Origin of the sequence: Micromonospora salmantinae, assembly GCF_022230905.1 — a bacterium.
GTDB classification, from domain to species: domain Bacteria; phylum Actinomycetota; class Actinomycetes; order Mycobacteriales; family Micromonosporaceae; genus Micromonospora; species Micromonospora salmantinae.
This window is the reverse complement of record NZ_JAKKFG010000002.1, coordinates 115,331-140,103: the sequence shown is the minus strand read 5'-3', so window position 1 is coordinate 140,103 and position 24,773 is coordinate 115,331. Positions and strand designations below refer to the sequence as shown.

The window sequence follows — 24,773 nt, the reverse complement described above, 5'->3', positions numbered from 1 at the left end:
ACACCGCCAACCCGGGCTTGCGCGCACCCGCCCGACGGCGCACAGTGCACCGCGTGAGTCGTACCTCGTCCCGCCGCGCCGGCCTGGCCACCCTGTCGACGGTCCTGCTGATCGCGAACCTGGCCGTCGCCAGCTGCCGGGACACCCCGACCGACCCGACGTCGATCCGGATCGCCACCGGCAGCCCCACCGCTGTCTACTACGCGTTCGGGCAGTCCCTGGCGGCCATCCTCAACCGGGAACTCCCCGACGTACGGGCCAGCGTGGTGGTCACCGCCGCCTCGGCGGAGAACGTTCAACTCGTCGGCTCCGGCGGGGCCGAGCTGGGCTTCACCCAGGCCGACGTGCTGCCCACCAGCACGACGGGAAGCCCCACTGTCGACGCCGTCGCCCGGGTGTACGACGACCAACTGCACCTCGTCACCACGAGCGGCGGCCCGGTCCGTACTGTCGCCGACCTGCGGGGCCGGCGAGTCTCCGTCGGCGCGGCCGGCTCGGGCACCGAGATCACCGCGACCCGGTTGCTGGAGGTGGCCCGCCTCGGTGGTGACGAGGTGCGCCGGGAACGGCTCGGACTGGACGATTCGGTGACGGCGCTGCGGTCCGGGCGGATCGACGCGTTCTTCTTCTCCGGTGGGTTGCCGGTCCGGGGCATCGAGGAGTTGGCCGAGGCCAGCGCCATTCGGATCGTGGACCTCAGCGAGTGGACCGAGCCGCTGCGCTCGCGCTACGGCCAGGTGTACGTCTCCCGGGACATCCCCCGCTCGGTGTACGGGGTGGACGCGGTGACCACCGTGGCCGACCCGAACTACCTGATCGTCCGGGCCGACCTGCCGGAGCCGTTGGTCCGTGAGGTGACCCGGCTGCTGATGGAACGCCGGGCCGAGCTGGCCGCCGCCCATCCGGCGGCGGGACGGATGAGCCCCCGCTCGGCGATCGTCACCGCGCCGCTGTCGCTGCACCCGGGCGCGGCGTCCTGGTACCGCGCCACCAAACCGTGACGGCCGGGCCTCACCGCGCCGGGGAGGGTCGCAGGTCGGCGGCCGGTTCCTCCTCCGCCGACTCCACCGCAAGGGTCGGCGTCGGGAACCACAGGGCGGCGATCAGCCCCCGCGACTCCCCCGGGCGCATGGTGAGCCGCCCGTCCGAGGCGTCCACCAGCACGGCGGCGATGGTCAGACCGAGCCCCGCCCCGTCCACGTTCTGCGCGTCCGGGGCCCGCCAGAACCGCTCGGTCGCCTGACCGAGCTGACTCTCGGTCATGCCGGGGCCGGAGTCGCGAACCTCCAGCGCCACCCCGCCGTCGCGGCGGGCCACCGTCACCGTCACCGCCCCGCCCGCCCCGCTGAACTTCACCGCGTTGTCGATGAGCGCGTCCAGCGCCTGGTCGACGGCGGTCGGCACGGTCTGCGCGTACGCCGGGGCGTCGGTCGTGGCCAGCCGCAACGCGACCGACCGGTGCCGGGCCAGCGGCGCCCACGCGGCCACCCGGGAGGCGGCCACCGCGGCGGCGTCCACCGTGACGCGCTCGTTCTCCTCCCGTTCGGCGCGGGCGAGGGTGAGCAGCGCGTCGAGCACCAGCGCGAGCCGGTCGGTCTCCTCCAGGGCCAGCCGGTGCTCGGACCGACCGTCCGGGTCGGTGAGGCTGGGCCCCAACTCCTCCACCCGCAGCCGCAGCGCGGTGAGCGGGTTGCGCAGTTGGTGGCTGGCGTGCGCGACGAAGGCACGCTGCCGGTCCATCACGTCGGAGACCACGTCGGCCATGTGGTTGAAGCTGGCCGCGAGGCGGCGCAGCTCCGGCGGTCCCAGCCGGTGCTGCACCCGGGCGCCCCGGTCGCCCTCGGCGATCTCGTGGGTGACCGCGTCCAGTTCGGTGACCGGTCGCAGCACCCAACCGGCCAGCCCGAACGCGGTGAGCACGCAGGCCAGCACGGCGAGCAGACCGGCCAGGGCGAGCAGCAGCCACCACGCGACGACGGCTCGGCGGATCGGGCCGGCCGGGGTCACGATCACCACCGCTCCGAGCACCTCACCTCCGTCGTTTATCGGCACCGCCACCACCACGGGGTCGGTCGTCCAGGGCCAGACCGACTCGGGGGCGCTGGTCTGCTGCCCGGACAGCGCGACGTCCAGCACCGTCGCGGTCCCCGGGCTGGCCTGCCACCTTGGCGACGAGACCGGGATGTTCCGGTCCCGGTCGACGATCGCGGCGCTGATCGCGTACAGGTCGTCGTAGCTGGTCAGCTCCGACTCGATCGGGCCAGGGCCGCCGTCACGCAACGCCGGACCGGCCAGCGAGGCGAACCGGGTGGCGTCGGCGAGCCGGTCGGCGCGGACCCGTTCGGTCTCGCGGCTGGCCATGGTGGCGGCCAGTGGGGTCTCCAACGCGATGAGGACGAGGACCATCAGCAGCAGATAGCTGATCACCAGGCGACGGCGCACGTCAGCTCCTCACGCGTCGCGCAGTCGGTAGCCGACGCCGCGTACGGTCTCCACCAGGCGGGAGTCGCCGAGCTTGCCGCGCAGCGAGCCGACGTGCACCTCTACGGTGTGCCGGTCGGCCCAGGTGGTGCCCCAGGCGTCGAGCAGGATCCGGTCGCGGGGCACCGCCACCCCGGGCTGGCGGGCCAGCGAGAGCAGCACGTCGAACTCCTTGCGGGTCAACGTGACGGCACGGCCCTCGACGGTCACCGTCCGCGCTGCCACGTCGATGCGGACCGGCCCGGCCTCGATGAGGTGCCGCTCGGGCGCCGCGTTCGCGGCACGGCGCAACACCGCCTCGATGCGGGCCTGCAACTCCACCATCGAGAACGGCTTGACCACGTAGTCGTCCGCGCCAAGGCGCAGACCCAGCACCCGGTCACGTTCCTCACCCCGGGCGGTCACCGCGATGATGCCGAGCTGACTGCTGCGCCGACGCAGCTCCCGGCACAGGTCCGTGCCGTCCCCGTCGGGCAGCGTCAGGTCGAGCAGCACCAGGTCACAGGGTGCGGCGGAGAGCGCGGCGGCAACGGTGGCGGCGTGCTCGACCTCGTACCCCCGGCGGGTGAGGGCGGAGGACAGCGCAGCGGCCACCCGGCGGTCGTCCTCCACCAGCAGGATCCGCACCCGTGCCCCCGTCCCTCGCAGCGCTGTTCTGCGAATGGTGGCAGAAGTGCGCGCGGACCGGGAGGCCGCCCACCCGCGCCGGGCGGGCTACCGGCCGCTACAGGCCGAAGGTGTCGTCGGCGGTGGCGTCCCGGACGCCGTCGGTGAACCCGCGGAAGCCCGGGTCCTCGTGGCTGGCCGGCACGCTGGTGACGCTGACCCCGCTGGCCTGGGTGACAGCGTCGACCAGGGCCGGATAGTCGATCTCGGCGTCCTGGAAGGCGTCGTCGTCCGCCTCGGCCAGGTTGATCACGTGCTGCACGTCGTCGGACGACGTGTCCGGGTCGTCGGCCCACTCGCCGCCAGCCTGGTAGCACTCGTCGTACAGCGCGCGCTGGCTGTCGGTCCAGTCATCGTCGTAGCTCTGCATCGCCCATCCCTCCGCGGCCCTTGACCTGAGCATGCCCGGCGGGAGGCGACGGGCGCGGCGGTACCGGCGAAAACCGGGCGGGCGCGCCGACCACGGCCCCGTACGCTGCTGTGGTGATCTACAAACTGCTGTCGAGCGCCGAATGGGACGACGCCCTCGCCGCCGGTGCCTTCACCGGCTCCGCGGTGGACCGGCAGGACGGCTTCATCCATCTCTCCGGCTCCGACCAGGTGGTCGAGACGGCACGGCGGTACTTCACCGGGGCGACCGGGGTGACAATGCTCAGCGTCGAGGAGGAGCGGCTGGGCGACGCGCTGCGGTGGGAGCCGTCGCGCGGCGGGCAACTCTTCCCGCACGTGTACGGCCCGCTGCCGGTCGCGGCGGTGGTGGCGGCGCGGGCGCTGCCGGCGGACCTTCCGGCCGCCGACGCGGTGGCCGCTCTGCTGGCCTGATCCGGTGGCCGCTCTGCTGGGGTGATCCGGTGGCCGCTCTGCTGGCCTGATCCGTGGTCGCCCTGCTGGCTGACACGGACGCGCCCGACCCGACAGTGTCGGGCCGGGCGCGATGCCGTACGGACGGAACTCAGTGGCAGAGCCGGTCGATCTCCTGCTGGAACCGGTCCATCGGGTTCGCCTCGGCCGGGCCGAGCAGGTAGGTCTTCAGCTCCCGGCGGGCCTCGGTCATCGGGTCGTCACCGGCCCGGGTGACCGACACGATCTTCTCCAGCTCACCGCAGTCCTTGGAGAGCAGGTACGCGGCCCGAGCCGTCGGGTACTCGCGGCGGAAGTCGTCCTCCGACAGGCCGGCCGGGTTGGCCACCACGTACGGCCGCTGGCTCTGCACGAAGTCGGACACCACACTGGACACGTCGCTGATCAGCAGGTCGGTCTGGTTGAAGCAGTCGAACAGCGCCGGCGTGCGGCCGGTGACCACCAGGTGCGCGGTGCCGTCCAGCGAGGACGCGTCCGGGTTGCCGCCGGCCGCGCGGATCGCCGTGACGATCCGGTCGTGCACGGCCTTCGCCGCCTTGGACCGCGACCCGGTGAGCGGGTGCGGCTTGTAGATCAGGCGGACCCGGGGATTCGTGGCGAGCAGCCCCTTGACGATCCGCTCACCCATCAGCACCAGCGAGGTGTGGTACGGGTCGTCGTCGAGCCAACCCTCCCAGGTGGGCGCGTACAGCACCGTGAACGGCCGGTCCACCGACTCGGCACCGAAGGTGTGCACCCCGGCGAGCTGCGGCCGGCCGATCTCGACGATGTCCGAGTCGAGCACCCCCACGCCGGCCCGCGCGTAGCGCTCCCGGCCGGCCAGGCCGGCGACCCAGACCTCGTCGTACACCTTGCTGTAGGGGTTGACGCTGGCCTGCTTGTCGCTGTCGCCGTGCCCGACGAAGACGTGCTTCGTACCCGGCTCGCGGAGCATGTGGATGTTCGCGCCGACGTTCGCGGAGTAGAGCGCCGCGCGGATGCCGCCGAGGTCGAGGTTCATGAAGTCGACGCCGGCCGGTACGCAGATCACCGGCAGCCGGGTGTCGGCCAGCTCCAGGAACGCCTCCCGGCTGCGCATCAGCACCACCGCGCGCTGTTCGAGCGCCTCGGTCGGGGCGAGCCACATGTTCGCCTGGTAGACGTCCTTGGCCGGGCCGGCGAAGTAGAGCGCCACCTCCGGCCGGTAGTTGTCCAGCCAGCGCTGGACCGCCGGCAGCAACGGACCCTGCCCGGCACCCCGACCCCGCAGCCAGGTCAGCGCGATGATGGCGCCCACCAGACCGGTCGCCACGACCGCCACCGCGCCGGCCACGAAGAACGGCGTCGGATCGTGCTGCACCGCGGCGGCCACGCCGGCCGGCACCAGCAGCAGGTTGAGCAGCGGCATCCGGTCACCGGCAACCGCCGCCGCCCAGGCGGGCGGCTGTGGGGCGCTGGACAGTGGACCCAGGTCGATGTTGCGCACCATGGCGGAGAGCGGGTTACGACGCTCGATCATTGTGGAGAGCGCACCCGCGAAGACCGACACGACCCACACCACGGCCGGTAGCACCAGCAGGAGGGTCAGCTCGCCGCCGCTGAGCCGCACCTCGGCGACGACCAGCAACACGGCGGCGAGGTCGCGGGTCAGCTGCCGGTACGACCAGTGCAGGCCCACCTTCTCCAACAGCAGTTGCGACGGCGGTGACCAGCGGGCGACGGCGAATTCGCCGATGATGGCGGCCAACCCGGCGACGGCGAACAGGCCGATCCAACCGAATACGCCACCGACGAGCATGACCAGGTAGGCCAGTACCAGCAGCGCACTCTGGGCGGCCACCCCGAGGCGTCCTGTCAACGTGCCGAACAAACGAGTTCGCTCCCTACGAGATTTCGTTGCGGGCGGTGCCCGTGATGGACCGACGTCACTCCCCCGTCGCGCAGCGGCTCAGTCGCGGCCGGCTCCGTGTGACTGCGACCTTAACGCGAGGGGACAGCTCGGTGTCGCTCGGGTATCCGGCACCATTTCGGGCAAAGTTCCGAACCGGGGCGCGCCCGACCCCACCACGGGGCCGGGCGCTCGGTGCGGGTGAAGCGCTCAGCCGACCCGCCGGAAGCAGGTCATCGCGCCGGGCGCCTTGCGCTTGGCGAACTCCTGGTAACCCAGCTGCGGCGCGGTGTCGCGGGCGTAGCGGTTGCCGTTGTAGACGCAGATGGTGCCCACGTCGAGGCGGTCCAGTGCCGGCGTCAACTCGGCCGGCGTCGGGCTGGCGGCGCCGTCCGCGAAGCCGGCGAGCAGCAGGCGGTCCTTGGCGAACTGGGAGCTGAGGTCGTACTCGACGAGGTAGAAGTCGCGGGGCAGCACGACCCGGACCTCGCTGGTGACGATCGGCGTGGTGCGCATGATCGTCTTAGGGGCGAGCAGCAGGCCCTGCGGACGGTCCAGGTCCTTGATCCAGAACGCGATCGCCTGACGCTGCTGCGGAAGCTTCCAGGTGGGGCGGTCGTGCACGTCGACCCAACTCTTCGGCGACCACATCGGGGTGGCGAACAGCGCGAACGAGGCGACCAGCAGCACCGCGATCCCCCCGGACGCCGCCCGGCGCAGCGCCCGGGTCGGTGCCGGCACGCGCACCGTGCAGAGCAGACCGATCAACGTCGGCAGGGCGAGCAACCACGGCACGCGCCAGAGCACCACCGAGATGCCGCTCAACGCGCTCAGCAACTCCAGCACGCCGGGCACGAACAACACGCTCAGCGCGAGGGCGGCGCCGGCGGCGAGCAGCGCGGGCGTACGCCGACGGGCGAGCAACGCGCCGCACCACAGCGCCAGACCGCTGATCACCCCGACCACGCCGAACAGCAGGGTTCGCCGGTAGGTGTACGCGGCGTCGAAGAAGGCGTCGTCCGCGCCCGTCGCGCTCATCCCGCCGAGCACCAGGCGGGAGACCACCAGCGAGCCGATCGGGTACGCGAGGGCGGCGACCGCCGCGACCACGGCCGCCTTCCACCGGCCGACCAGCAGCATGGCGAACCCGGCGGCGCCGACGAGCATCGGCAGGATGATCGCCGCGGTGTTGGTGAGCCCGATCGCGGTGATCGAGAGCGCCACGATGAGCAGCAGGCTGCGCCGCGACCGGTTGTCGAACCACTCGGTCAGGTAGAGCCACATCAGCGGGATGACCGCCGAGACGAACATGCCCTTGCCCTCGTGCAGCCGGGGAAGGTGGAACGTGCCCAGTGCGGCGTCCCCGCCCGCGACGAGGTAGAGGTACGCGATCGCCACGCTGAAGGCGAGCACCGGACGGCGCGGGGCCCACCGGTGCGTCAGCCGCCACAACGCCAGCGCTGCGAGCACCGCCATGATCGGCAGCAGCACGTACCAGAGTGCCGAGCTGGCGTGGATGCCGACGACGTTGGCGAACGCGCCGTCGAACACCTCGATCGACGGGATGGGCGGCTGCGAGCCCATCGACGGCAGCACGTTCTCGGAGAACAGGAAGTCGTTGAGCGGGATCAGGTCACGCTCGGCGATCCACACCGACTTGCCGACGTAGTAGACGTCGTCCGGGGTGTTGCGAGCCATGAAGAACGACGAGATGCCGACCAGGACCGACACGACCAGCGCGTACGCCGACTGCGCCGGGGTGGGTGCCGGGGCGGCCGGGGTGGGCGTCGGGCCACTCAGCCAGGACTGGCGCACCAGCAGCATCCCGCCGACGGCCGCGAGCAGGCCGGACACGGCCGGGATCCACCAGGAGACGTTGACGCTGGTGTTGGCCAGACCGGCGGAGACGGCGGCAACGGCGGCGGCGACCAGCACACCGATCAGCAGGCGACGGTCGGCGGCGGGCCGCGCGCTGACGGGCTCCTGTGCCGCCGGCGCGCTGTCGGCCGGGGTGCTGTCGGCCGGGGTGCGGCGGCGGGCGCGCAGCACGGCCACGACCGCGAGCACCACACAGGCCAGCAGCCAGATCCGGAAGGTGACCGACGGACGCAGGTCACCCAGGAAGGCCAGGTGGTAGAGCACTGTGAAGAGCGCGAACGCGATCACCGCGCCATCGGTGAGCACCGCCGGGGCGACGGCCACCAGCGCGCGTACCCGGGACAGCCCGGCGCGGGCGGCGGCGGGCCGGGATGCCTGCCCGGGCCGCGGCGTCGGATCCGGTTCGGCGGGCGCTACGGCGATGCTGTCGACGTTGGCCACGGGCGTCCTTACTCGTCAGGCGGATCAGGGGCATCGGCACGGTGACGGCCGGGTGTCAAGGGGGCAGCGTAGCGGAATCGGGCAGGGCGGCCGCTGCTGCCGGCGACCGAGTGTCGGAGGGCTGGTCAACCCGCCATCGGTGCCGCCCGGGGGCGGGGCAGCACGCTGTCGGCGCCGAGCCCGGCGGCCACGGATTCGACCAGGTTGTCGAGGTAGCCGTCGGTGAGTGGGAGACGGGCGATGGCGAGCCGCCAGTAGAGCGGCCCCACGATGAGGTCGACGGCGGCGTCCAGCTCCGTGTCGGCGGGCAGTTCGCCACGCTGCACGGCCCGGGTGACCAGGTGACCGCCGATCTCCTGCTGCCGGGCGCGCAGCACCTGACGCAGGGTCGCGTCGATGCTGGGGTTGCGGGCGGCCTCGGCCAGAAGATCCGGAATGATCTGCGACGCCAGTGGGTGGCCCAGCGCGTGCGCCACCGCCTGGAACAGCAGCGCGAGATCACCGCGCAGCGTGCCGGTGTCCAGTACGGGGAGCTTGCCGTGTGCCGCGGCGGCGACGACCTCCAGCACCAGATTGAGCTTCGAGCTCCACCGTCGGTAGATCGCCGTCTTGCTGACGCCGGCCCGCCGGGCCACCGCCTCGATGGAGAGCCTGCCGTAGCCGACCGCGGCGAGCTCCTGCATCAGCGCCCGGCGGATCGCCGTGGTGATCTCGTCGCGCAGCACCGCCGCGCCGGCCGGCGCCCGCCTCTTCTCGGTGGTCATCGAGGGCTCTTATCGCAGGTCACGCCGGACAGCGTAGCGCAACGACGGTACGGTTGCGTCCCGACGTGTTTCGGACTACTGTCCTCGCAGCGACGAGGCGGCGCCCCGCGCAAATTTCCCACTAGGATTCGATCGTCGCGAGCAACCCCCGTCTGCACGAAAGATCGGAGCGCCATTTCCATGGCCACCACCGCGCTGGTCGACCCCGACACGGGCCTGACCCAGGCGCAGCTGGCCGCTCGGCACGGGCTACGGGTCGCCGGTGAGCGACCCAGCCTCGTCGAGTACAGCCGCCGACTCTGGGCCTACCGGCACTTCATCGCCGCGTACGCCAACGCCAAGCTCGTCGCCTCGTACAGCAACGCCAAGCTGGGTCAGCTCTGGCAGGTGCTCACCCCGCTGACCAACGCGGCGGTCTACTACCTGATCTTCGGGGTGGTACTGGCGCAGAACGACAACATCCCGAACTTCATCGCCTACCTGACCACCGGGCTGTTCATCTTCAACTTCACCCAGAGCGCGATCCTGGCCGGCACCCAGTCGATCAGCAGCAACCTGGGGTTGATCCGGGCACTGCACTTCCCCCGGGCCAGCCTGCCGCTGTCCACCACGATCACCCAGTTCCAGCAACTGCTGGCCTCGATGGTGGTGCTGGTCGGCATCGTGCTGGTCACCGGTGAGCCGCTCACCTGGAAGTGGCTGATGCTGCTGCCCGCGCTGCTGCTGCAGGCGGTGTTCAACGCCGGCGTGGTGCTGTTCGTCGCCCGGCTGGGCGCCAAGGCGAGCGACCTGAAGCAGGTCATGCCGTTCATCATGCGGACCTGGATGTACGGCTCCGGCGTCCTCTACAGCGTCAGCCTCTTCGACCGGCTGCCCGGCTGGGCGACGACGCTTGTGCAGTACAACCCGCTGCTGGTCTACATCGAGCTGGCCCGGTACGCGCTGCTCGAGGAGGCGCCGCTGCTCAACGAGTCGCTGACCCAGCTCTGGCTGGTCGGCGCCGGGTGGGCGCTGGTCGCCGGCATCGGCGGTTTCATCTACTTCTGGCGCGGCGAACAGGAGTACGGCCGTGGTTGATCACTTCGACGCCCCCGTTGAGGCGAGCGCGACGATGACCCGAACCCAGGAGCGCATCCCGACAGTGGTCGTGGACGACGCGCACATCATCTACCGGGTGCACCAGGGCGCCGCCGGTGGCACCACGCCGGTGGCCGCGCTGCGCCGGCTGGTGAAGCGCACCCACGCGCCGAACGTGCGGGAGGTGCACGCCGTCAAGGGCGTCTCCTTCACCGCGTACCGGGGCGAGGCGATCGGGCTGATCGGCAGCAACGGCTCCGGCAAGTCCACCATCCTGCGGGCCATCGCCGGCCTGCTGCCGGTCAACCGGGGCGCCATCCACACCCAGGGGCAGCCGTCCCTGCTCGGCGTGAACGCCGCCCTGCTCAACGACCTCTCCGGGGAGCGCAACGTCACCCTCGGCTGCCTGGCCATGGGCATGCACCCCGATGACGTGGCCAAGCAGGCCGCGGGGATCATCGACTTCTCCGGGATCAACGAGCGGGGTGACTTCGCCAGCCTGCCAATGCGGACGTACTCGTCCGGCATGGCGGCCCGGCTGCGGTTCTCCATCGCCGCCGCCAAGAAGCACGACGTGCTGCTCATCGACGAGGCGCTCGCCACCGGCGACAAGGGCTTCCGCAAGCGCAGCGAGCAGCGGGTGCGGGAGTTGCGGGAGGGCGCGGGGACGGTGTTCCTGGTCAGCCACCAGCTCTCCTCCGTACGGGACACCTGCGAACGGACGATCTGGCTGGAATCGGGCCTCATCCGGATGGACGGTCCCACCGACGAGGTCATCCGGGCCTACGAGGCGTACGCGAACAGCAAGTAGAGTTCCGGCGAACGTCCGGCATCGACACGGCACCTGAGGACCGCGTCGCCCGCGTTGGGGCGACGCGGTCCGCGCGTTAAGGTTCATTCCGTCGCCGCTCGGGCGGAACCTTCCGTTAACGCATCCCTGAGAGTGAGGATCCGGCAATGACGCAGGACCAGACCCCTGGCCCGGACGCCGAAGCGGAGACCCCGACGCCGTGGCGGCCCTCGCGGACAGTGGCGGTGGTTCTGGCCGGCGGCACCGGGACCCGGCTGGGCCTCGGCATCCCGAAGCAGCTGCTGAAGATCGCCGGTAAGCCGATCATCGAGCACACCCTGGCGGTCTTCGAGGCGGCACCGGAGATCGACGAGATCATCGTGCTGATGGCCACCGGCCACGTCGAGGACGCCCGGCAGATCGTCGAGAAGGCCGGCCTGCGCAAGGTCACCAAGGTGATCGAGGGCGGTGACACCCGCAACGCCACCACCCGGATCGCGCTGGACGCGGTCGGCCCGGAAGACTGCAACATCCTCTTCCACGACGCGGTACGCCCGCTGCTCAGCGGCCGGATCGTGCGCGAGTGCGTCAACGCGCTCTGGAGCTACGACGCCGTGGACGTGGCCATCCCCTCCGCGGACACGATCATCCAGGTCGACGAGAACGACTGCATCACCGACATCCCGGTGCGCTCCCGGCTGCGCCGTGGCCAGACCCCGCAGGCGTTCCGCTCCCCCACGATCCGGGCGGCGTACCAGATCGCCGAGGACGACCCGGACTTCGCCGCCACCGACGACTGTGGCGTGGTGCTGCGCTACCTTCCCGGCACCCCGATCAAGGTGATCGACGGTTCGGACGAGAACATCAAGGTCACCCACCCGGTCGACGTGCACCTGGCGGACAAGCTCTTCCAGCTCGCCGCCGCGCAGGCACCCCGACTGACCGACCACCGCAGCTACAGCGAGGAGCTGACCGGCCGGACCATCGTGGTGTTCGGCGGCAGCTACGGCATCGGTCACGAGTTGACCGAGCTGGCCCGGCGCTACGGCGCCCAGGTCTTCCCGTTCAGCCGTTCCAGCACCGGCACCCACGTGGAGCGGGCCGAGGACGTCGAGGCCGCGCTGACGACCGCCTTCGAGGCCACCGGCCGGATCGACCACGTGGTGGTCACCGCCGGCATCCTGGAGAAGGGCGCCCTCGCCGAGATGGACGAGGAGACCATGGACCGGCTGCTCCAGGTCAACTTCGTCGGCCCGGTGACCATCGCCCGCCAGGCCCTCCCGTACCTGCAGCAGACCAAGGGCCAGTTGCTGCTCTACACCTCCAGCTCCTACACCCGGGGCCGGGCCCGCTACGCGCTCTACTCGGCCACCAAGGCCGCCCTGGTCAACCTCACCCAGGCGCTCGCCGACGAGTGGGCCGACGTGGGTGTCCGCGTCAACTGCATCAACCCGGAGCGCACCGCCACCCCGATGCGGACGCGGGCCTTCGGCGAGGAGCCGGAGCACACCCTGCTCGCCGCGGAGGCCGTCGCCCAGTCGTCGCTGGACGTGCTGATCTCCGACCTGACCGGTCAGGTGATCGACGTACGCCGGGCACCCGGCGACGGGCCCACGCCGAGCGTGCCGGCGCAGTCCGGGTCGGGTCGGGTCGAGGCACCGGCCGGCGCGACGTCGGCCAACTGACGCCGACGGCTGCGGAACCACGAACGGAGCGACATGCGCGGCGACCTGGTCCGAAAGCTGGCCGCCCGGTGCCTGACCACCGGGTTGGCCGTGCTGGCCTTTGTCGTGCTGGCGCTGACCGGCGCCACCGGCTGGGGGCTGGCGTTGGCCGTCGCCGCGCTGGCCGCCTCGGCCGCTGAGCAGCGGATCCGGCCCAGCGCCGACCTGGTGGCGGAGACCGCGTTGATCGCCGCGGCGATCCTGGTCGGTTACTCCCGGCGACTGGACGACGGGCTCAGCCTCGCGCTGGTCGCCACCGGGCTGGTCCTGCTGGGGCTGGTGCTGCTGGTGGGGCCGCTGCGCACCGCCGGCAGTCTGGAGATCCGGGCGGCCAACCTGCCGGTACGCGCCCGCACGCCGATGATCGCCGACCGGCTCGGCACGGCCCTGCTCGGGCTGCTCGCCGCCCTGGCGCTCGCCGCCGCGCTCGCCCTGCCGGCCGGTGTGGCGCTGGCCGCCAGCCTGCTGGTCGGCGCGGGCGCCGGTGCGGTCGCGCTGGACCTGGCCCGGCGACGGTTCCGGCCACGGTCCGGCGGCGGGTCGGTGGCCGCCGCGCTGCGCCGGCACCAGCCGGAGTTCCTGCTCTACTTCTCCGCGCCTCCCGGCTCGGAATACCAGGTCACCATGTGGCTGCCGTACCTGGAACGGATCGGCCGGCCGTTTCTGGTCGTGCTGCGTGAGCCGGAGTTCCTGGCCCCGATCGCGGCGGCCACCGACGCGCCGGTGGTCTACTGCCCCACCCTGGGGGCGATGGACGAGGCGTTGGTGCCGAGCCTGCGGGCGGCGTTCTACGTCAACCACGGTGCGAAGAACAGCCACTGCGTCCGCTTCACCCAGCTCACCCACATCCAGCTGCACCACGGCGACAGCGACAAGGCGCCGAGCGCCAACCCGGTGTCGGGGATCTTCGACCGGATCTTCGTGGCCGGGCAGGCGGCGATCGACCGGTACGCCCGCGCCGGAGTGCAGATCCCGGCGGACAAGTTCGTGGTGGTGGGTCGCCCACAGGTCGAGTCGATCGAGGTGCGCCCGGAGCCCGCGCGAGGGTTGGCGCACCCGACCGTGCTCTACACGCCGACCTGGACCGGGCACCACGCCGACGCCGACTACTGCTCGCTGCCGGTGGCCGAGAGCCTGCTGCGCCGGCTGTTGGAGCGCGGCGCGACGGTGATCCTGCGAGCCCACCCGTACACCAGGCAGAACCCGGCGTCGGCCCGCCAACTGGGCCGCCTGACCGAGCTGCTCGTCGCCGACCGGGCCCGCACCGGCCGCCAGCACGTGGTCGGCGCGGCGGCTCGGGAGCTGAGCCTGACCGAGTGCGTCAACTCCGCCGACGCGCTGGTCTCCGACGTGTCCGGCGTGATCTCGGACTTCCTCTACTCCGGAAAGCCGTACGCGGTCACCGACATGGGCGACGAGGGTGACCGGTTCGTGGAGCGGTTCCCGCTGGCCGGGTCGGGTTACGTGCTGCGCCGGGACATGTCCAACGTGGACGAGGTACTGACCGCCCTGCTGGACACCGACCCGCTGGCCGAGGCCCGCTGGGCCACCCGCCGCCGCTACCTGGGTGACTTCCCGGCCGAGGCGTACGCCGAGGCGTTCCTGACCGCCGCCCGCCGGGAGCTGGCACCGGCTGGGACACTGACCGCGTCCACACCTGCCTGACCGCTCAGCGGTACGGGTCGAGCAGCGCCAGCACCGCCGCCGGGTCCTCCACGTGCGCGTTGTGCCCGAGGCCGGGCAGCGTGGCGACCGGTACGCCGTACTCCTTGAGCTGTTCGTCGGTGACCATCGGGTCGTTCTCCCCGCGTGCCAGCAGCACCGGCACGTCGGTCGCCGCGAGCAGCGCGGCCAGGTCGGGCTCGCCGACGGCGAAGGCGGCCGGGTCCATGGCGAGGCGCCACCGGCCGTCGACCTGGCGCAGCCCGGCGTCCACCACCGGGTGGTCCGGCGAGACCAGGCCGGCCAGCCCGGAGACCCGCAGGTAGCGGCGAGCCGCCTCGGTGCGGCTGGCGAACCAGCTCACCGGGCGGGCGGCGACTTCGGCGGCGCGGGTCAGCTCAGCGGGTGACCAGAGTGCCTTGATGCCCAGCCCGACGACCGCGTCCACCGGCGTTCCGGCGTCGCGGGCGGCAAGCGCGAGACCGACCACCCCGCCCAGCGAGTGCCCGAGCACCACCAACCGGTCGTCGGGGGCGAGCGCCTGCGCGACCTGCTGGGCGAAGCCCGGGAAGGAGTACGACGGCAGCGGCGACGCCCAGCCGTGGCCGGCGAGGTCCGGTGCCAGCCACCGCCCGGGCCAGTGCTGCTCGAGGTACGGGGCCCAGGGCAACCACACGTCCCCGGTCGCTCCCATGCCGTGCAGCAGCAGCAGGACCGGCCTGCGGCCGGCGTGACCACCCGTCTTCTCCACCACGGCCGCAGTCTCCCACGGTTCACGGTCGGGTACGAGAGCCGTCGATGACGGGACCACGCGGACAGACGCCGCGGGCGCCGGCCCCTTGTGGAGGACGGCGCCCGCGGCGGTCAGCGTGCCCGGGTCAGGCGGAGTAGCCCCGGCTGGTGATCCAGTTGGCCAGGTCGATCGTGGTGATCCAGTACGACGGGTCGGCCGGGTTCGCCGAGTCGGCGATGCGTACGGTGCGGCCGTTGTCCTTGTAGCCCACGACGGCGATGTAGTGCCCGCCGCCGTAGGAGTGCCAGCCGCCGTCGGTGTCGGTGGCGTCGCCGACGACGTTGGCCACCACGCCCCGGCCGTCGGTGATGGCCTTCACCACGTCGGCCTGGAGCCGGTCCATCTGGGCCGGGCTGGGCGCGCCGGGGAACATCCGGGTCCGGTACGGGGAGCCCTTCACCTCGGCGTTGAGCACCCGGGTGGTGTCCTCAGCCGAGTTGGTGCCCATCTCGGTGGTGCCCAGCTCGGCGCCGAGCTCCTCCTGGGTGCGGTCGATGCCGGCGGCGCTGAGCGCGTTCCGGGTGGCCGCCGGGCCGCAGTTGTAGTAGGTGTTCTGCGCCTCGTAGTCGTAGTCGAGCACCTTGGTCGCGGGCGGCTTCGGCCGCTCCGGCTTCCGGGTGAGGTCCGGGTTGCTGCTGGCCTTGGCGGCGGGCGACGCGGCGCTGGTGGCCGGGGCGGCAGTGGTCGGTGCGGCGCTGGCCGAGGGGGAAGCCTCCCGAGCCTCGCCGCGGGAGGCGGCGACGTCGCTGCGCATCTCGGCGACAGTGGTCGCGGTGCGCTGGCCGGCCGGGGCGTCGTCGGCAGTGGTGAGCAGGGCGCCGGTGGTGGTGGCGATCGCGAGGGCCGCGGCGGAGGCGGCGACGATCTGGTACGGGCGCTCGGTGGCGAGGCGGCGGAGCTGACGCTGCAGGGTGTGCTTCACGGGGTCCTCCACGGATCGGGGGGAGAGCGGCACACCGGGGCCGGACCGGTATCCGGGCAGGCGCCAGCGCGCGGACCGTGGTCCGCGGATGGTGAACCGCTCAGGGGAACGCTCGGCGTGGCCGGGCGGGGAAGGCGATGACCCGGGGGTCAGCTCACCGTCACTGGACGGATGAGCGGGTGCACCGCCGCGCCGTGGAGGCGAGGGAACAACCGAGGGGTGGAAAGGTGCTGCACGAGGATGGGACTCCTTCCGACACCGCCTACCGGGTTAGCTGACGGATTCGGGCGGGAAGACGCCCTACCGCGGGCCGTGGCTCGCGGATTCACCCCGGACTTACTGGTGGGTCCCCGGTTCGTTGATCACGATTAAGCGGGTCGGTGCGGCGTCGCGTCTTGCGATCGGTTACCGCACCGGACGGGACGACACTACTGGCGTCTCAACGCCCTGCCAAGCCAGGTTCACCTGCGTAAACCCCAATTGGCGCGACAATTTCTGCGCGTATTGCCGATGATGTGACTCGATGGGACAACCGGTTACGGCGACGCCTGCGGGCGACAACCGGACAGGCCGCAAAGAACGCGGCCACAATCGCGGGATCAATGCCGCCGATCGCGTCGGACGTCCGATTTCCCGATTGGGTGACCGGCCTCACATCACGGATTGGGCTCAACCCACCCGGGCCGGGCGCCACAGTGCCACGACGGCGGGACGCAACGCCCCGGCCACCGTGCGGCGCGCGGGTACCAGGGTCGGGCGGAGCCGGGCTGCCGCCGCGTACGCCTCCTCGGCGAGGGCACGAGCCGACTCGGCGGCCAACTCCGCGTCACGCCAGGCGGCCCGCTCACGGCCGGCGGCCACCTGGTAGTCGGCCAGCCGCGCATCCCGGACCACCCGGCTGATCAGCACCTCCTGCTCGACCGGGTGCCGCCGGGGATCCCAGCCGCGCCGATGCCCGAACACGTCGCCGAGCTGCGCCATGGTCAGCTCCCCCCGCCAGTACGCAGCCATCACCGCCCGGTGCAGATAGCGCTCCCGGGCGGCGTACTCGGCGGGGGTGTGCGGGGTCTGCGGGGTGGGCAGCGCACCGGCGCCAGCGAAGCGACGCGCTGCGGTGTCCGCCTCGTCGTACCCGATCCAGGCCCGCTCCAGCTGCTCCTGAGCAGTCAGCCAGGCGGCACGCCGCCGCTTGGCGGTGGTGGCCGCGCCGGCCGCGGCGACGGCCACCTCCTCGGCGTAGCGGCGCAGGTCCACGGCCTCGGCGGCGGCCACCTCCCGAGGAGTGGGCCCGGCCGGGAGCGGGTCGTCAGTGGGCCGGTCCCGTTCGGGGCGGGCGGCCAGCACGGAGAGCAGGCCCAGGGTCAGCAGGAACAGCGTCGACCAGATGGCGGCGGCCCGCGGCACCTCGGTCACGAACTGGTAGAAGACGACTGTCTCCATGGTCGGCACCTCGGGGAGGATGAGCAGTGCGATGGGGAGCCGCGCCGATCAGCGGGCCACTGTGGGCCACGGGTCGGCGGGTCAGGGAGCGGGTGGGTCGACAGGGCACGGTGGCGGGACGGTCGTCCCGGTGGCTCAGCGCCCGGGTGGGGCCCGGGAAGCCCGACCGCTCGTACCGTCGAGGAGGGGCAGCCGGCCGAATTCGGCCGCGCGGACCGGCAGCACGCCGGCCGCGATGGCGCCCTGATCATCGGGGAGCGCCACCGGCGTGTCGACCGACCATGTCGGGACCGACTCCTCGGCGGCCTCCGGCGGTATCGCCGCGGCCGGGCGGGCAGCACCGGGTGCCGCGGAGTGCCGGCAGGAGGCCGCCAGCGGGCCGGCGGCGACAGAGGCCGGCACCGCGCTCGACGTCGGCACCGGGCCGGGTGTTGCCGTGGTGGCCGTGGCCGGGCCTGCGCCGAGCGCCAGGGCCGCGACGACGGCGAGGCTGGTCAGCACCCGAGTCGCCCAGCGCGCCACCCACCACAGCGGACAGGTGAACGCGACCGGAAGCACGCCCCAACGCTACCGTCGCGCCGAGCCGGGCGCACCGACCACGGGCGTGTCGGATCGCGCCGCGCCGACCCGTTGACCAGGGTGGACGTTGTCAGCGCAGGTCGACGTACGGTGATCGCCCGCCGGCCTGACCGACCTCGTCGGCAGGTCCGTCGACCTTGCCGCGGGCGCTGCTCGCGGGGTCCCGTGCGTCGTCGTCGCCGGCCGCGCGTTGTCGGGGAACGGGCGCCGGACGGGCCGCACGGCGCGGCGCGAGCCGGCGCATCATCGGGGTTTCGACGAAGCGGTGCAACAGCCCGGCGAGGATCAGGTTCGCCGCCAGGAAGCCGAGCACCACGGCCGGGCCACGCCAGCCCGCGAAGCCGATCCCCCAGGTCCCGCTCCAGCGCAGCACGCTCGTCATCACCAGCACGTGCACCAGGTAGAAGGCGAACGAGACCTCACCGAGCCAGACCAGCGGCCGGGACCGCCACGGCGAGCGCCGACCCCGCACGTCCGCGTCCGCGGCCGCGGTGATCACCAACAGGTACGCGACCGCGAGCAGCGTGGTCCACAGCTCGGCGCGGATCCACTGCGCGGCCGCCACCCAGGTGACCAGGAAGATCCCGCTGGCCACTGTCAGACCGGGACCGCGCCACAGCCCCCGGCGCATCAACTCGGCAGCCACCGCGCCCAACCAGAACTCCAGCGACCGTACCGGCGGGAAGATCTGGGTGAACCACCAGCGGCTCACCTCCGGCACCAACTCCTGCGCCGGCCAGAGCGCGAGGATCAGCAGCGGCAGCGCGACGATCAGCGTCCAGAGCAGCTTCGGTCGGGCCCGGCGCAGCAGCGGCAGCGCCAGCGGCAGACAGAGGTAGAAGAAGAACTCGCAGGACAGCGACCAGCTGACGGTGTTGATGCTGTAGAACCAGCCCGGCCGGGGGTCCCACGCCTGCAACAGCAGCAGGTTCTCCAACGCCGCCGCCGGCAGGACCGGGTCGGCGAACCACCAGGCGACCACCAGCGTCGCCGCGAACAGCACCAGGTGGTTCGGGTAGATCTTGGCGATCCGTCGCCGCCAGAAGGTACGCCGGGAGTCGCCCTCGCGGGCCGACCAGACCAGCACGAAACCGCTGAGGATGAAGAAGAACTGCACCCCGGAGAGACCGAGGGTGAACAACGCGTCGATGACGGCCTTGTAGTCCGGCTCGGCGATGATCCGCATGGTGCCGGCGTGAAAGCCGAAGACCAGCAGAGCGGCGATCCACCGCAGCCCGGTCAGCGAGGGCAGCCGGGGCAGGGCCGGTGCCGGCCGGGCGGCCGACGTCGCGGCGACGCTCGTCATGCCGGGATCCCGGCGCTCGGCAGGGTCACCAGCACGGTCGTAGCCTCCTCGTCGCGGCGTCGGACGGCGCGACGGCGACGCCCACGACGACCCGGCAGGGCCGCACCGAGGCACCCTACCGGGTCACTCCCGGGTGAACCGGACGCATCCCACCCGCCCCGCGAGCCCACGTTCCCCGGGCCGGAAACCGACCACCGGCCCGGCGTTAACCTTCCGCTGGGCTGGAGTTCAGAGAGTCCACCATCGGCGGCAACGTCAGGTTCCGGGGCCGGCCACCCGGGTCGTCGAAGGTGGCGGACGTGGTCAATGAGCCGACGCCCGCACCGCTGCTGAGCATCGTCGTGCCCGTCTACGGCGTTGAGGCGTACCTGTACCAGTGCCTCGAGTCGATCCGGGCCGACATCCCGGTGGGCGAGTCGGACACTGTCGAGCTGATCGCCGTCGACGACGCCTCCCCGGACGGCTGCGGCGACATGCTCCGCTCGTACGCGGTCAGCCGCGACGGCGTGCGCGTCGTGCACCTGAGCAGCAACGTGGGTCTGGGGCTGGCCCGCAACGCCGGGCTCGACGTGGCCACCGGCCGGTACGTCTGGTTCGTCGACAGCGACGACTGGTTGCCACCGGGCACGATCGCGGCGGTGCTGGACCGGCTTCGCCAGCACCAGCCCGACGTGCTGATGCTCGACCACCTGCGGGTACACGAGGACGGTCGGCGGGAGATCGACGCGAGCAGCCCGCTGCTACGCGGGATCACCGGCGTGACCCGGTTGACCGACCAGCCGCAGCTGCTGCGGGTGCAGCACACCGCCTGGAACAAGGTGGTCCGCCGCGACTTCATGGACGAACTGGAGCTGCGGTTCTTCCCCGGCTGGTACGAGGACATCCCGTTCAGCCACCCCCTGTTGATCGGGGCCGAGAAGATCTCCGTGCTGGACCGGGTCTGCTACCTGTACCGCCAGGGCCGTCAGGGCGCGATCACCTCCACCCGCAGCGGCCGGCACTTCGACGCCTTCGCCCAGTACGAGCGGCTGATGGACTGGGTCGCCCGGAAGCACCCGGACGAGCGGTTGCAGGCCGAGCTGTTCGAGCTGATGATCAGCCACTACCTGGTGGTGGTGGGCAACGACGGCCGGCTGCACCCACACCTGCGGCGCGACTTCTTCCACCGGGCCGCCGCGCACTACGGTCGGTACCTGCCCACCGGCGGCTACCCGCTGCCCCCGGGCGTGGCCGGGCTCAAGCACCGCCTCGTCGGGCGGGGTGACTGGGTGGCGTACTCGGCGCTGCGCCAGGCCCACCGGGTCGCTGGTCGCCTGCGTCGGTCCGGCCCGGTGGGCGGCGCCGAGGGCGGTTCGGTCGCCGCCGACGAGGACCCGGGGCGAGGGGCGAGCGCCGGGCCCACCCGCGACGGTGGGCTCGCGCCGGAGCGGCGCGACACGCTGGCCGTCGGCCGGCTGCCGTGATCGACCCCACCGCGGAGCACGCCGGGAGCCGGGGCGGCTCCCGGTGCCCTGATTTCCCAGGTCGTCCGCCCGCCGGGTGGACGACGACAGCACCACCGCACCCCGGTGCGGGCGTACCTGAGCAGAGGCCGGAATGACAGCGACAATCAAGATCGGACCGCACGCGGTCGGTGCCGGGGAGCGACCGTTCGTGGTCGCCGAGATGTCCGGCAACCACAACGGCGATCTGAACCGGGCGCTGGCCATCGTCGACGCGGTGGCCGCGAGCGGGGCGCACGCGCTCAAGCTCCAGACGTACCGGCCGGACACCATCACCATCGACGTCGACACCCCGGCGTTCCGAATCTCCAGCGGGCACGAGCTGTGGGGCGGGGAGAACCTGTACCGCCTCTACGAACGGGCGCACACCCCGTACGAATGGCACGCCCCGATCTTCGAGCGGGCCCGCGAGCGTGGCCTGACCGTCTTCTCGTCGCCGTTCGACGCGACCGCCGTGGAGCTGTTGGAGTCGCTGGACGCGCCCGCGTACAAGATTGCCTCGTCGGAGCTGGTCGACCTGCCGCTGATCCGACTGGTGGCCAGCACCGGCAAGCCGATGGTGATCTCCACCGGGATGGCGACGGTCGCCGAGATCGACGCCGCCGTGCGCACCGCCCGGGCCGGCGGCGCGGCGAGCATCGTCCTGCTGGCCTGCACCGCGTCCTACCCGGCCCCGCCGGCCGACAGCAACCTGCGCCGGTTGCCGGTGCTGGCCGGCGCGTTCGACGTGCCGGTCGGGCTCTCCGACCACACCCCCGGCATCGGGGTGGCGGTCGCCTCGGTGGCGCTCGGCGCCTGCTTCATCGAGAAGCACGTGACGCTGGACCGGGCCGACGGCGGCGTGGACTCGGACTTCTCCCTGAACCCGGCGGAACTCACGGCCCTGGTCGCCGAGTCCGGGCGCGCGTTCGAGGCGCTGGGCGGCACCGCGATCGGGCCGACCCCCGCGGAGCGGGAGGGGCTACGGTTCCGCCGGTCGCTCTTCGTGGTCGAGGACGTCCGGGCCGGCGATCCGGTGACCGCGCACAACGTCCGCTCGATCCGGCCGGCCGGCGGGCTGGCGCCCGTGGAGATCGACCGGGTCGTGGGCCGCACCTTCACCACCGACGTCCCCCGAGGCACCCCCCTGAGCTGGGATCAGATCTAACCCCGCCCCGCCCCGCGATCTTGCACTTACTGCCCCGATTGAAGGCGCGAAAGCCGCGATTCGGCGTCAGAAAGTGCAAGATCGCGGGACGGGAGGGTCGGGGCGAAGCCGACGGTGACCACCAGGTCGGCCACCCGGAGGGTCCGCCAGACCGCCGATCCGTCGGCCGGCGTACCCAGACCATGGCGCCGCCACCAGACCGCCACCGACACATCGGCCAACTTGCACCAGCATTCGGCCCGGGTCCAGCGGGCCCAGAAGTCCGCCGTACCGAACCGGCGGGCCAGCGCCGGGGGCACCGGGGCGTCGGCGCGCTCCGCGTCGACGGCCACCCGCCAGCCGGGCGCCGGTGGGCCGTACCAGCCGACGCACCGTCCATCATCAAGGTGACTGCGGGTGACCGCGTCGGCCGTCGCGGCCGGCGACCCGATGCGCAGATGCTGCTCGGCGGCGGCGAGCAGCCCCGGCACCGGACGCGGCACGGCCGCCCCGCCGTGTCGTGCTGGTCGCACCGGCAGGGGAACCGGCCGCAGGTCAGATGGCGGCGGCACCGTCCACCACGATGACCTGGCCGTTGATGTTGGTGTGCTCCCGCAGCAGCATCCGCACGACCGGGGTGACCTCCACCGGCTCGGTCAGGTGACCGGTCGGGGTGCGGCGCACGATCTGGTCGAGCTGGGTCGGACCGAGCACCGCGGACATCTCCGAGGCGAAGAACCCGGGCGCCACCGAGTTGACAAGCATCCGGCCGCCCAGTTCGCGGGCGAGCGAGCGGGTGGCGGCGTCCATGCCGCCCTTGGTGGCCGAGTACGCGACAAGGCCGGGGAAACCGCGCTGCCCGCAGATCGAGGTGATGTTGACGATCCGCCCGCGCAGCCCCTTGGCGAGCATCCGGCGGATCACCAGCCGGGTCAGCTGTAGCGGGGCCGTCAGGTTGGTCTCGATGATCCGGGCGATGTCGTCGGTGGCGGTGTGCGCGTGCAGGGAGTCCTGCCCCATGGCGGCGTTGTTGACGATGCCGTCGATCGGGCCGAGGCGCTGCTCCACCTCGCGGACGAAGCTCTGCGCGGCGCGCAGGTCGGTGACGTCCACCGAGCCGACGTGCACCCGGTCGGGGTGCTCGGCGGCGAGCTTCTCCAACTCCGGGGTGATGGTGCGGGCGAACGCGGCCACGCGTACGCCCGCGTCGAGCAGGTCGGTGACGATGGCCAGGCCCAGGCCACGGGAACCGCCGGAGACGAGGACCACGGAGCTGGGCGGGACGAGCTGGGTGTCGACGGGCTCAGACATCGCTCTTCAGGGTCTCCTTGACGGGAATGTCGGTCAGGACGCGAATGCGGCGCGGCACCGCGTGCTCGGGGAGCCGGTCGGCGCACCAGCGGACCAGCGCGGCCTCGTCCGGCACACCGGTGTCCACGCCGGACGGGTCGGCAGCGGCGAGGACCACCTCGGCGACCACCATCCGCCCGAGCACCGGGGCGCGGCGGCCGGTCACCCTGGCCCAGGCCACCGCCGGATGACCGGCGAGCACGCCGCGGACCACACCGGCGGAAACCTTGCTACCACCGACGTTGATCTCGTCGGAGTCCAGTCGGCCGGTGATCAGCACCCGGCCGTCGAGCACCTGCACCCGGTCCCCGGTGCGGATCGGGCCGGCGAGACCGGCCCCGTGGTACGGGGAGGTGACCACCAGCTCGTCGTCGCGGACGGAGAGCGTCGGCCGGCCCGGGGTTTCCCGGTCCAGCCAGTCGACCGGGAACCCGGCCCGCCCGTCGTGCACCACAATGGACGCCCCCACCTCGGAGGACGCGTAGATCCAGGAGATCCGTGCCGCCGGGAAGACCTCCCGCAGCTGGTCCAGGATCGCCTGGTCCACCGGTTCCCCACCGAGGGTGATCTGGCGCAGCGGCACCCGGCCCAGCGCCTCGGCGTCGCGGTAGAGGGTGCGCCGCCAGAAGGTCGGGGTGCCGGAGGCCGCGTCCACACGGTGGGTGGCCGCGACAGTGGGCCAGTCGTCCAACTCGTCGGGCTCGACCACCACCAGGTGCTGACCGGGCTGGGTCAGCGACAGGGTGACGACCTGCCACCAGGCGTACGTCCCGGGGGCGTACGGGCAGAGCCAGGTCCGGTCGGGCTGGTCGGCCCGCACTGTGGTCAGCGTGTCGAGGGTGTGCCCGACCCGCTTCGGACGCCCGGTGGAGCCCGAGGTCAGCAGCCAGAGCCGGCCCGGCTCGGCGGCTCGCGGCCGGGCCGGTGCGCTCGGGTGCACGCCGTCGCCGTCGAGGACGCCGACGGTGAACCCGGCCTCCAGCAGCTCGGCGCGCATCACCGCGTCGACTCGACTCGCGGTGCTGAGCAGCAGCTCGGTGCCGTGCACGGCGTGCTGCCGCGCCGCGGTGAGCGCGTGCACGGCCGAGCGGGCGAGCACCGCCGCCGGGTCGGGCAGGGTGGGCGTCGGCAGCGAACGCCAGGTCAGCGCGGTGCCACCGACGACGAGCCGGTTGTCGACACCGGCCGGCTCCGGGCTGGCGGGGACGGGGTGGCGCGACGTCGCGACGGTCACTGGTGTTGAAGCTCGACGAGGAAGTCGAGGACGTCCCCGACGGTGGCGATGCGACGCAGCCCGGGGGCGTCGAAGTTGAGCTCCTCCCCCGTCTCGTCCTCCACCCGCAGGGCCAGCTCGGAGAAGTCGAGCGACCGGAAGCCGATCTCCCGCAACTGCGCCGCGTCGTCCGCGGGCAGCTCCTTGTCCTGATTCTTCAACACCTGAGCCATGAGGTCGCGGATCTGCGCGCGACTCAATTCGTTCATGCGCCGCAGTCTACAACCCAACGAATGCATATCTGATTTCCCGGTAGGCCCGGGTAAGGTGC

The 24,773-nt window shown here is 72.3% G+C and carries 23 protein-coding genes and 1 riboswitch; of the genes, 8 read left to right on the top strand and 15 right to left on the bottom strand.

The window, feature by feature from the left end; all coding sequences use genetic code 11:
- Window positions 1–44: 44 nt before the first annotated feature.
- Complete coding sequence (locus tag PSH03_RS01900) at window positions 45–1,001, top strand: TAXI family TRAP transporter solute-binding subunit (protein ID WP_238688060.1); 957 nt, start codon at window positions 45–47, stop codon at window positions 999–1,001.
- Window positions 1,002–1,011: 10 nt separating this feature from the next.
- Here the strand turns inward: PSH03_RS01900 and PSH03_RS01895 are convergent, their stop codons facing one another.
- The 3 genes from PSH03_RS01895 to PSH03_RS01885 all read right to left on the bottom strand — a co-directional run bounded on the left by PSH03_RS01895 (window position 1,012) and on the right by PSH03_RS01885 (window position 3,517).
- Complete coding sequence (locus PSH03_RS01895) at window positions 1,012–2,442, bottom strand: sensor histidine kinase (protein ID WP_210781321.1); 1,431 nt, start codon at window positions 2,440–2,442, stop codon at window positions 1,012–1,014.
- Window positions 2,443–2,451: 9 nt separating this feature from the next.
- Window positions 2,452–3,108: a response regulator transcription factor gene (locus PSH03_RS01890; protein ID WP_210781320.1), complete on the bottom strand. Its 657-nt coding sequence runs from the start codon at window positions 3,106–3,108 to the stop codon at window positions 2,452–2,454.
- 97 nt (window positions 3,109–3,205) lie between these two features.
- The gene (locus PSH03_RS01885; protein WP_210781319.1) at window positions 3,206–3,517 is read right to left on the bottom strand and encodes a hypothetical protein; all 312 of its coding nucleotides are present in this window, start codon (window positions 3,515–3,517) and stop codon (window positions 3,206–3,208) included.
- A gap of 113 nt (window positions 3,518–3,630) precedes the next feature.
- Here PSH03_RS01885 and PSH03_RS01880 point away from each other — a divergent pair, with 113 nt between their 5' ends.
- On the top strand, window positions 3,631–3,969 hold the full coding sequence (locus PSH03_RS01880; protein WP_210781318.1) for a DUF952 domain-containing protein: 339 nt from the start codon (window positions 3,631–3,633) through the stop codon (window positions 3,967–3,969).
- Between the two features lie 130 nt (window positions 3,970–4,099).
- On the opposite strand, the gene PSH03_RS01875 is transcribed toward PSH03_RS01880, so the two are convergent.
- From PSH03_RS01875 to PSH03_RS01865, 3 genes are all read right to left on the bottom strand, one after another.
- Entirely contained in the window at window positions 4,100–5,857 is a 1,758-nt protein-coding gene (locus tag PSH03_RS01875; RefSeq protein WP_210781317.1) for a CDP-glycerol glycerophosphotransferase family protein, read from the bottom strand.
- A gap of 228 nt (window positions 5,858–6,085) precedes the next feature.
- The gene (locus PSH03_RS01870; RefSeq protein ID WP_238688059.1) at window positions 6,086–8,194 is read right to left on the bottom strand and encodes a DUF6077 domain-containing protein; all 2,109 of its coding nucleotides are present in this window, start codon (window positions 8,192–8,194) and stop codon (window positions 6,086–6,088) included.
- Between the two features lie 125 nt (window positions 8,195–8,319).
- Window positions 8,320–8,958, bottom strand: a complete 639-nt coding sequence (locus PSH03_RS01865; protein ID WP_238688058.1) for a TetR/AcrR family transcriptional regulator — start codon at window positions 8,956–8,958, stop codon at window positions 8,320–8,322.
- Window positions 8,959–9,138: 180 nt separating this feature from the next.
- Between PSH03_RS01865 and PSH03_RS01860 the strand changes: the two genes are divergently transcribed.
- From PSH03_RS01860 to PSH03_RS01845, 4 genes are all read left to right on the top strand, one after another.
- Window positions 9,139–10,035 carry an ABC transporter permease gene (locus PSH03_RS01860; protein ID WP_210781314.1) on the top strand — a complete coding sequence of 299 codons (897 nt, stop codon included), beginning with the start codon at window positions 9,139–9,141 and terminating at the stop codon, window positions 10,033–10,035.
- Between the two features lie 34 nt (window positions 10,036–10,069).
- Window positions 10,070–10,846 (top strand): ABC transporter ATP-binding protein, encoded by a 777-nt coding sequence (locus PSH03_RS01855; protein WP_210781399.1) that lies wholly within the window; start codon window positions 10,070–10,072, stop codon window positions 10,844–10,846.
- Window positions 10,847–10,992: 146 nt separating this feature from the next.
- Entirely contained in the window at window positions 10,993–12,510 is a 1,518-nt protein-coding gene (locus tag PSH03_RS01850; protein WP_210781313.1) for a bifunctional cytidylyltransferase/SDR family oxidoreductase, read from the top strand.
- A gap of 33 nt (window positions 12,511–12,543) precedes the next feature.
- Complete coding sequence (locus PSH03_RS01845; RefSeq protein WP_238688057.1) at window positions 12,544–14,214, top strand: CDP-glycerol glycerophosphotransferase family protein; 1,671 nt, start codon at window positions 12,544–12,546, stop codon at window positions 14,212–14,214.
- Window positions 14,215–14,218: 4 nt separating this feature from the next.
- Here the strand turns inward: PSH03_RS01845 and PSH03_RS01840 are convergent, their stop codons facing one another.
- The 5 genes from PSH03_RS01840 to PSH03_RS01820 form a co-directional block, all read right to left on the bottom strand.
- On the bottom strand, window positions 14,219–14,965 hold the full coding sequence (locus PSH03_RS01840; RefSeq protein ID WP_210781311.1) for an alpha/beta hydrolase: 747 nt from the start codon (window positions 14,963–14,965) through the stop codon (window positions 14,219–14,221).
- A 124-nt stretch (window positions 14,966–15,089) separates the two neighbouring features.
- On the bottom strand, window positions 15,090–15,938 hold the full coding sequence (locus tag PSH03_RS01835; protein WP_238688056.1) for a C39 family peptidase: 849 nt from the start codon (window positions 15,936–15,938) through the stop codon (window positions 15,090–15,092).
- A 232-nt stretch (window positions 15,939–16,170) separates the two neighbouring features.
- Window positions 16,171–16,311, bottom strand: a riboswitch (cyclic di-AMP (ydaO/yuaA leader).
- A gap of 284 nt (window positions 16,312–16,595) precedes the next feature.
- Window positions 16,596–17,366: a hypothetical protein gene (locus PSH03_RS01830; protein WP_238688055.1), complete on the bottom strand. Its 771-nt coding sequence runs from the start codon at window positions 17,364–17,366 to the stop codon at window positions 16,596–16,598.
- Between the two features lie 135 nt (window positions 17,367–17,501).
- A complete protein-coding gene (locus PSH03_RS01825) occupies window positions 17,502–17,924 on the bottom strand; it encodes a hypothetical protein (RefSeq protein ID WP_238688054.1) in 423 nt (140 codons plus the stop codon).
- Window positions 17,925–18,015: 91 nt separating this feature from the next.
- The gene (locus PSH03_RS01820; RefSeq protein WP_210781307.1) at window positions 18,016–19,251 is read right to left on the bottom strand and encodes an acyltransferase family protein; all 1,236 of its coding nucleotides are present in this window, start codon (window positions 19,249–19,251) and stop codon (window positions 18,016–18,018) included.
- A 299-nt stretch (window positions 19,252–19,550) separates the two neighbouring features.
- Between PSH03_RS01820 and PSH03_RS01815 the strand changes: the two genes are divergently transcribed.
- Together PSH03_RS01815 and pseI are read left to right on the top strand one after the other, a co-directional pair.
- Window positions 19,551–20,714 carry a glycosyltransferase family 2 protein gene (locus PSH03_RS01815; RefSeq protein ID WP_238688053.1) on the top strand — a complete coding sequence of 388 codons (1,164 nt, stop codon included), beginning with the start codon at window positions 19,551–19,553 and terminating at the stop codon, window positions 20,712–20,714.
- A gap of 133 nt (window positions 20,715–20,847) precedes the next feature.
- Window positions 20,848–21,900, top strand: a complete 1,053-nt coding sequence (gene pseI / locus PSH03_RS01810; RefSeq protein ID WP_238688052.1) for a pseudaminic acid synthase — start codon at window positions 20,848–20,850, stop codon at window positions 21,898–21,900.
- A 26-nt stretch (window positions 21,901–21,926) separates the two neighbouring features.
- Here pseI and PSH03_RS01805 read toward each other — a convergent pair whose 3' ends face one another.
- The 4 genes from PSH03_RS01805 to PSH03_RS01790 are packed head-to-tail and all read right to left on the bottom strand — an operon-like array spanning window position 21,927 to window position 24,711.
- Window positions 21,927–22,382, bottom strand: coding sequence for a hypothetical protein (locus PSH03_RS01805; protein ID WP_210781304.1), 456 nt, complete (start codon window positions 22,380–22,382; stop codon window positions 21,927–21,929).
- Between the two features lie 52 nt (window positions 22,383–22,434).
- Complete coding sequence (locus tag PSH03_RS01800; protein ID WP_210781303.1) at window positions 22,435–23,190, bottom strand: SDR family NAD(P)-dependent oxidoreductase; 756 nt, start codon at window positions 23,188–23,190, stop codon at window positions 22,435–22,437.
- Window positions 23,183–24,463, bottom strand: coding sequence for an AMP-binding protein (locus tag PSH03_RS01795; RefSeq protein WP_238688051.1), 1,281 nt, complete (start codon window positions 24,461–24,463; stop codon window positions 23,183–23,185). The genes PSH03_RS01800 and PSH03_RS01795 overlap by 8 nt, the downstream gene beginning before the upstream one ends.
- A complete protein-coding gene (locus tag PSH03_RS01790) occupies window positions 24,460–24,711 on the bottom strand; it encodes an acyl carrier protein (protein WP_091401397.1) in 252 nt (83 codons plus the stop codon). Before PSH03_RS01790 ends, PSH03_RS01795 begins: the two co-directional genes overlap by 4 nt.
- Window positions 24,712–24,773: the final 62 nt, after the last annotated feature.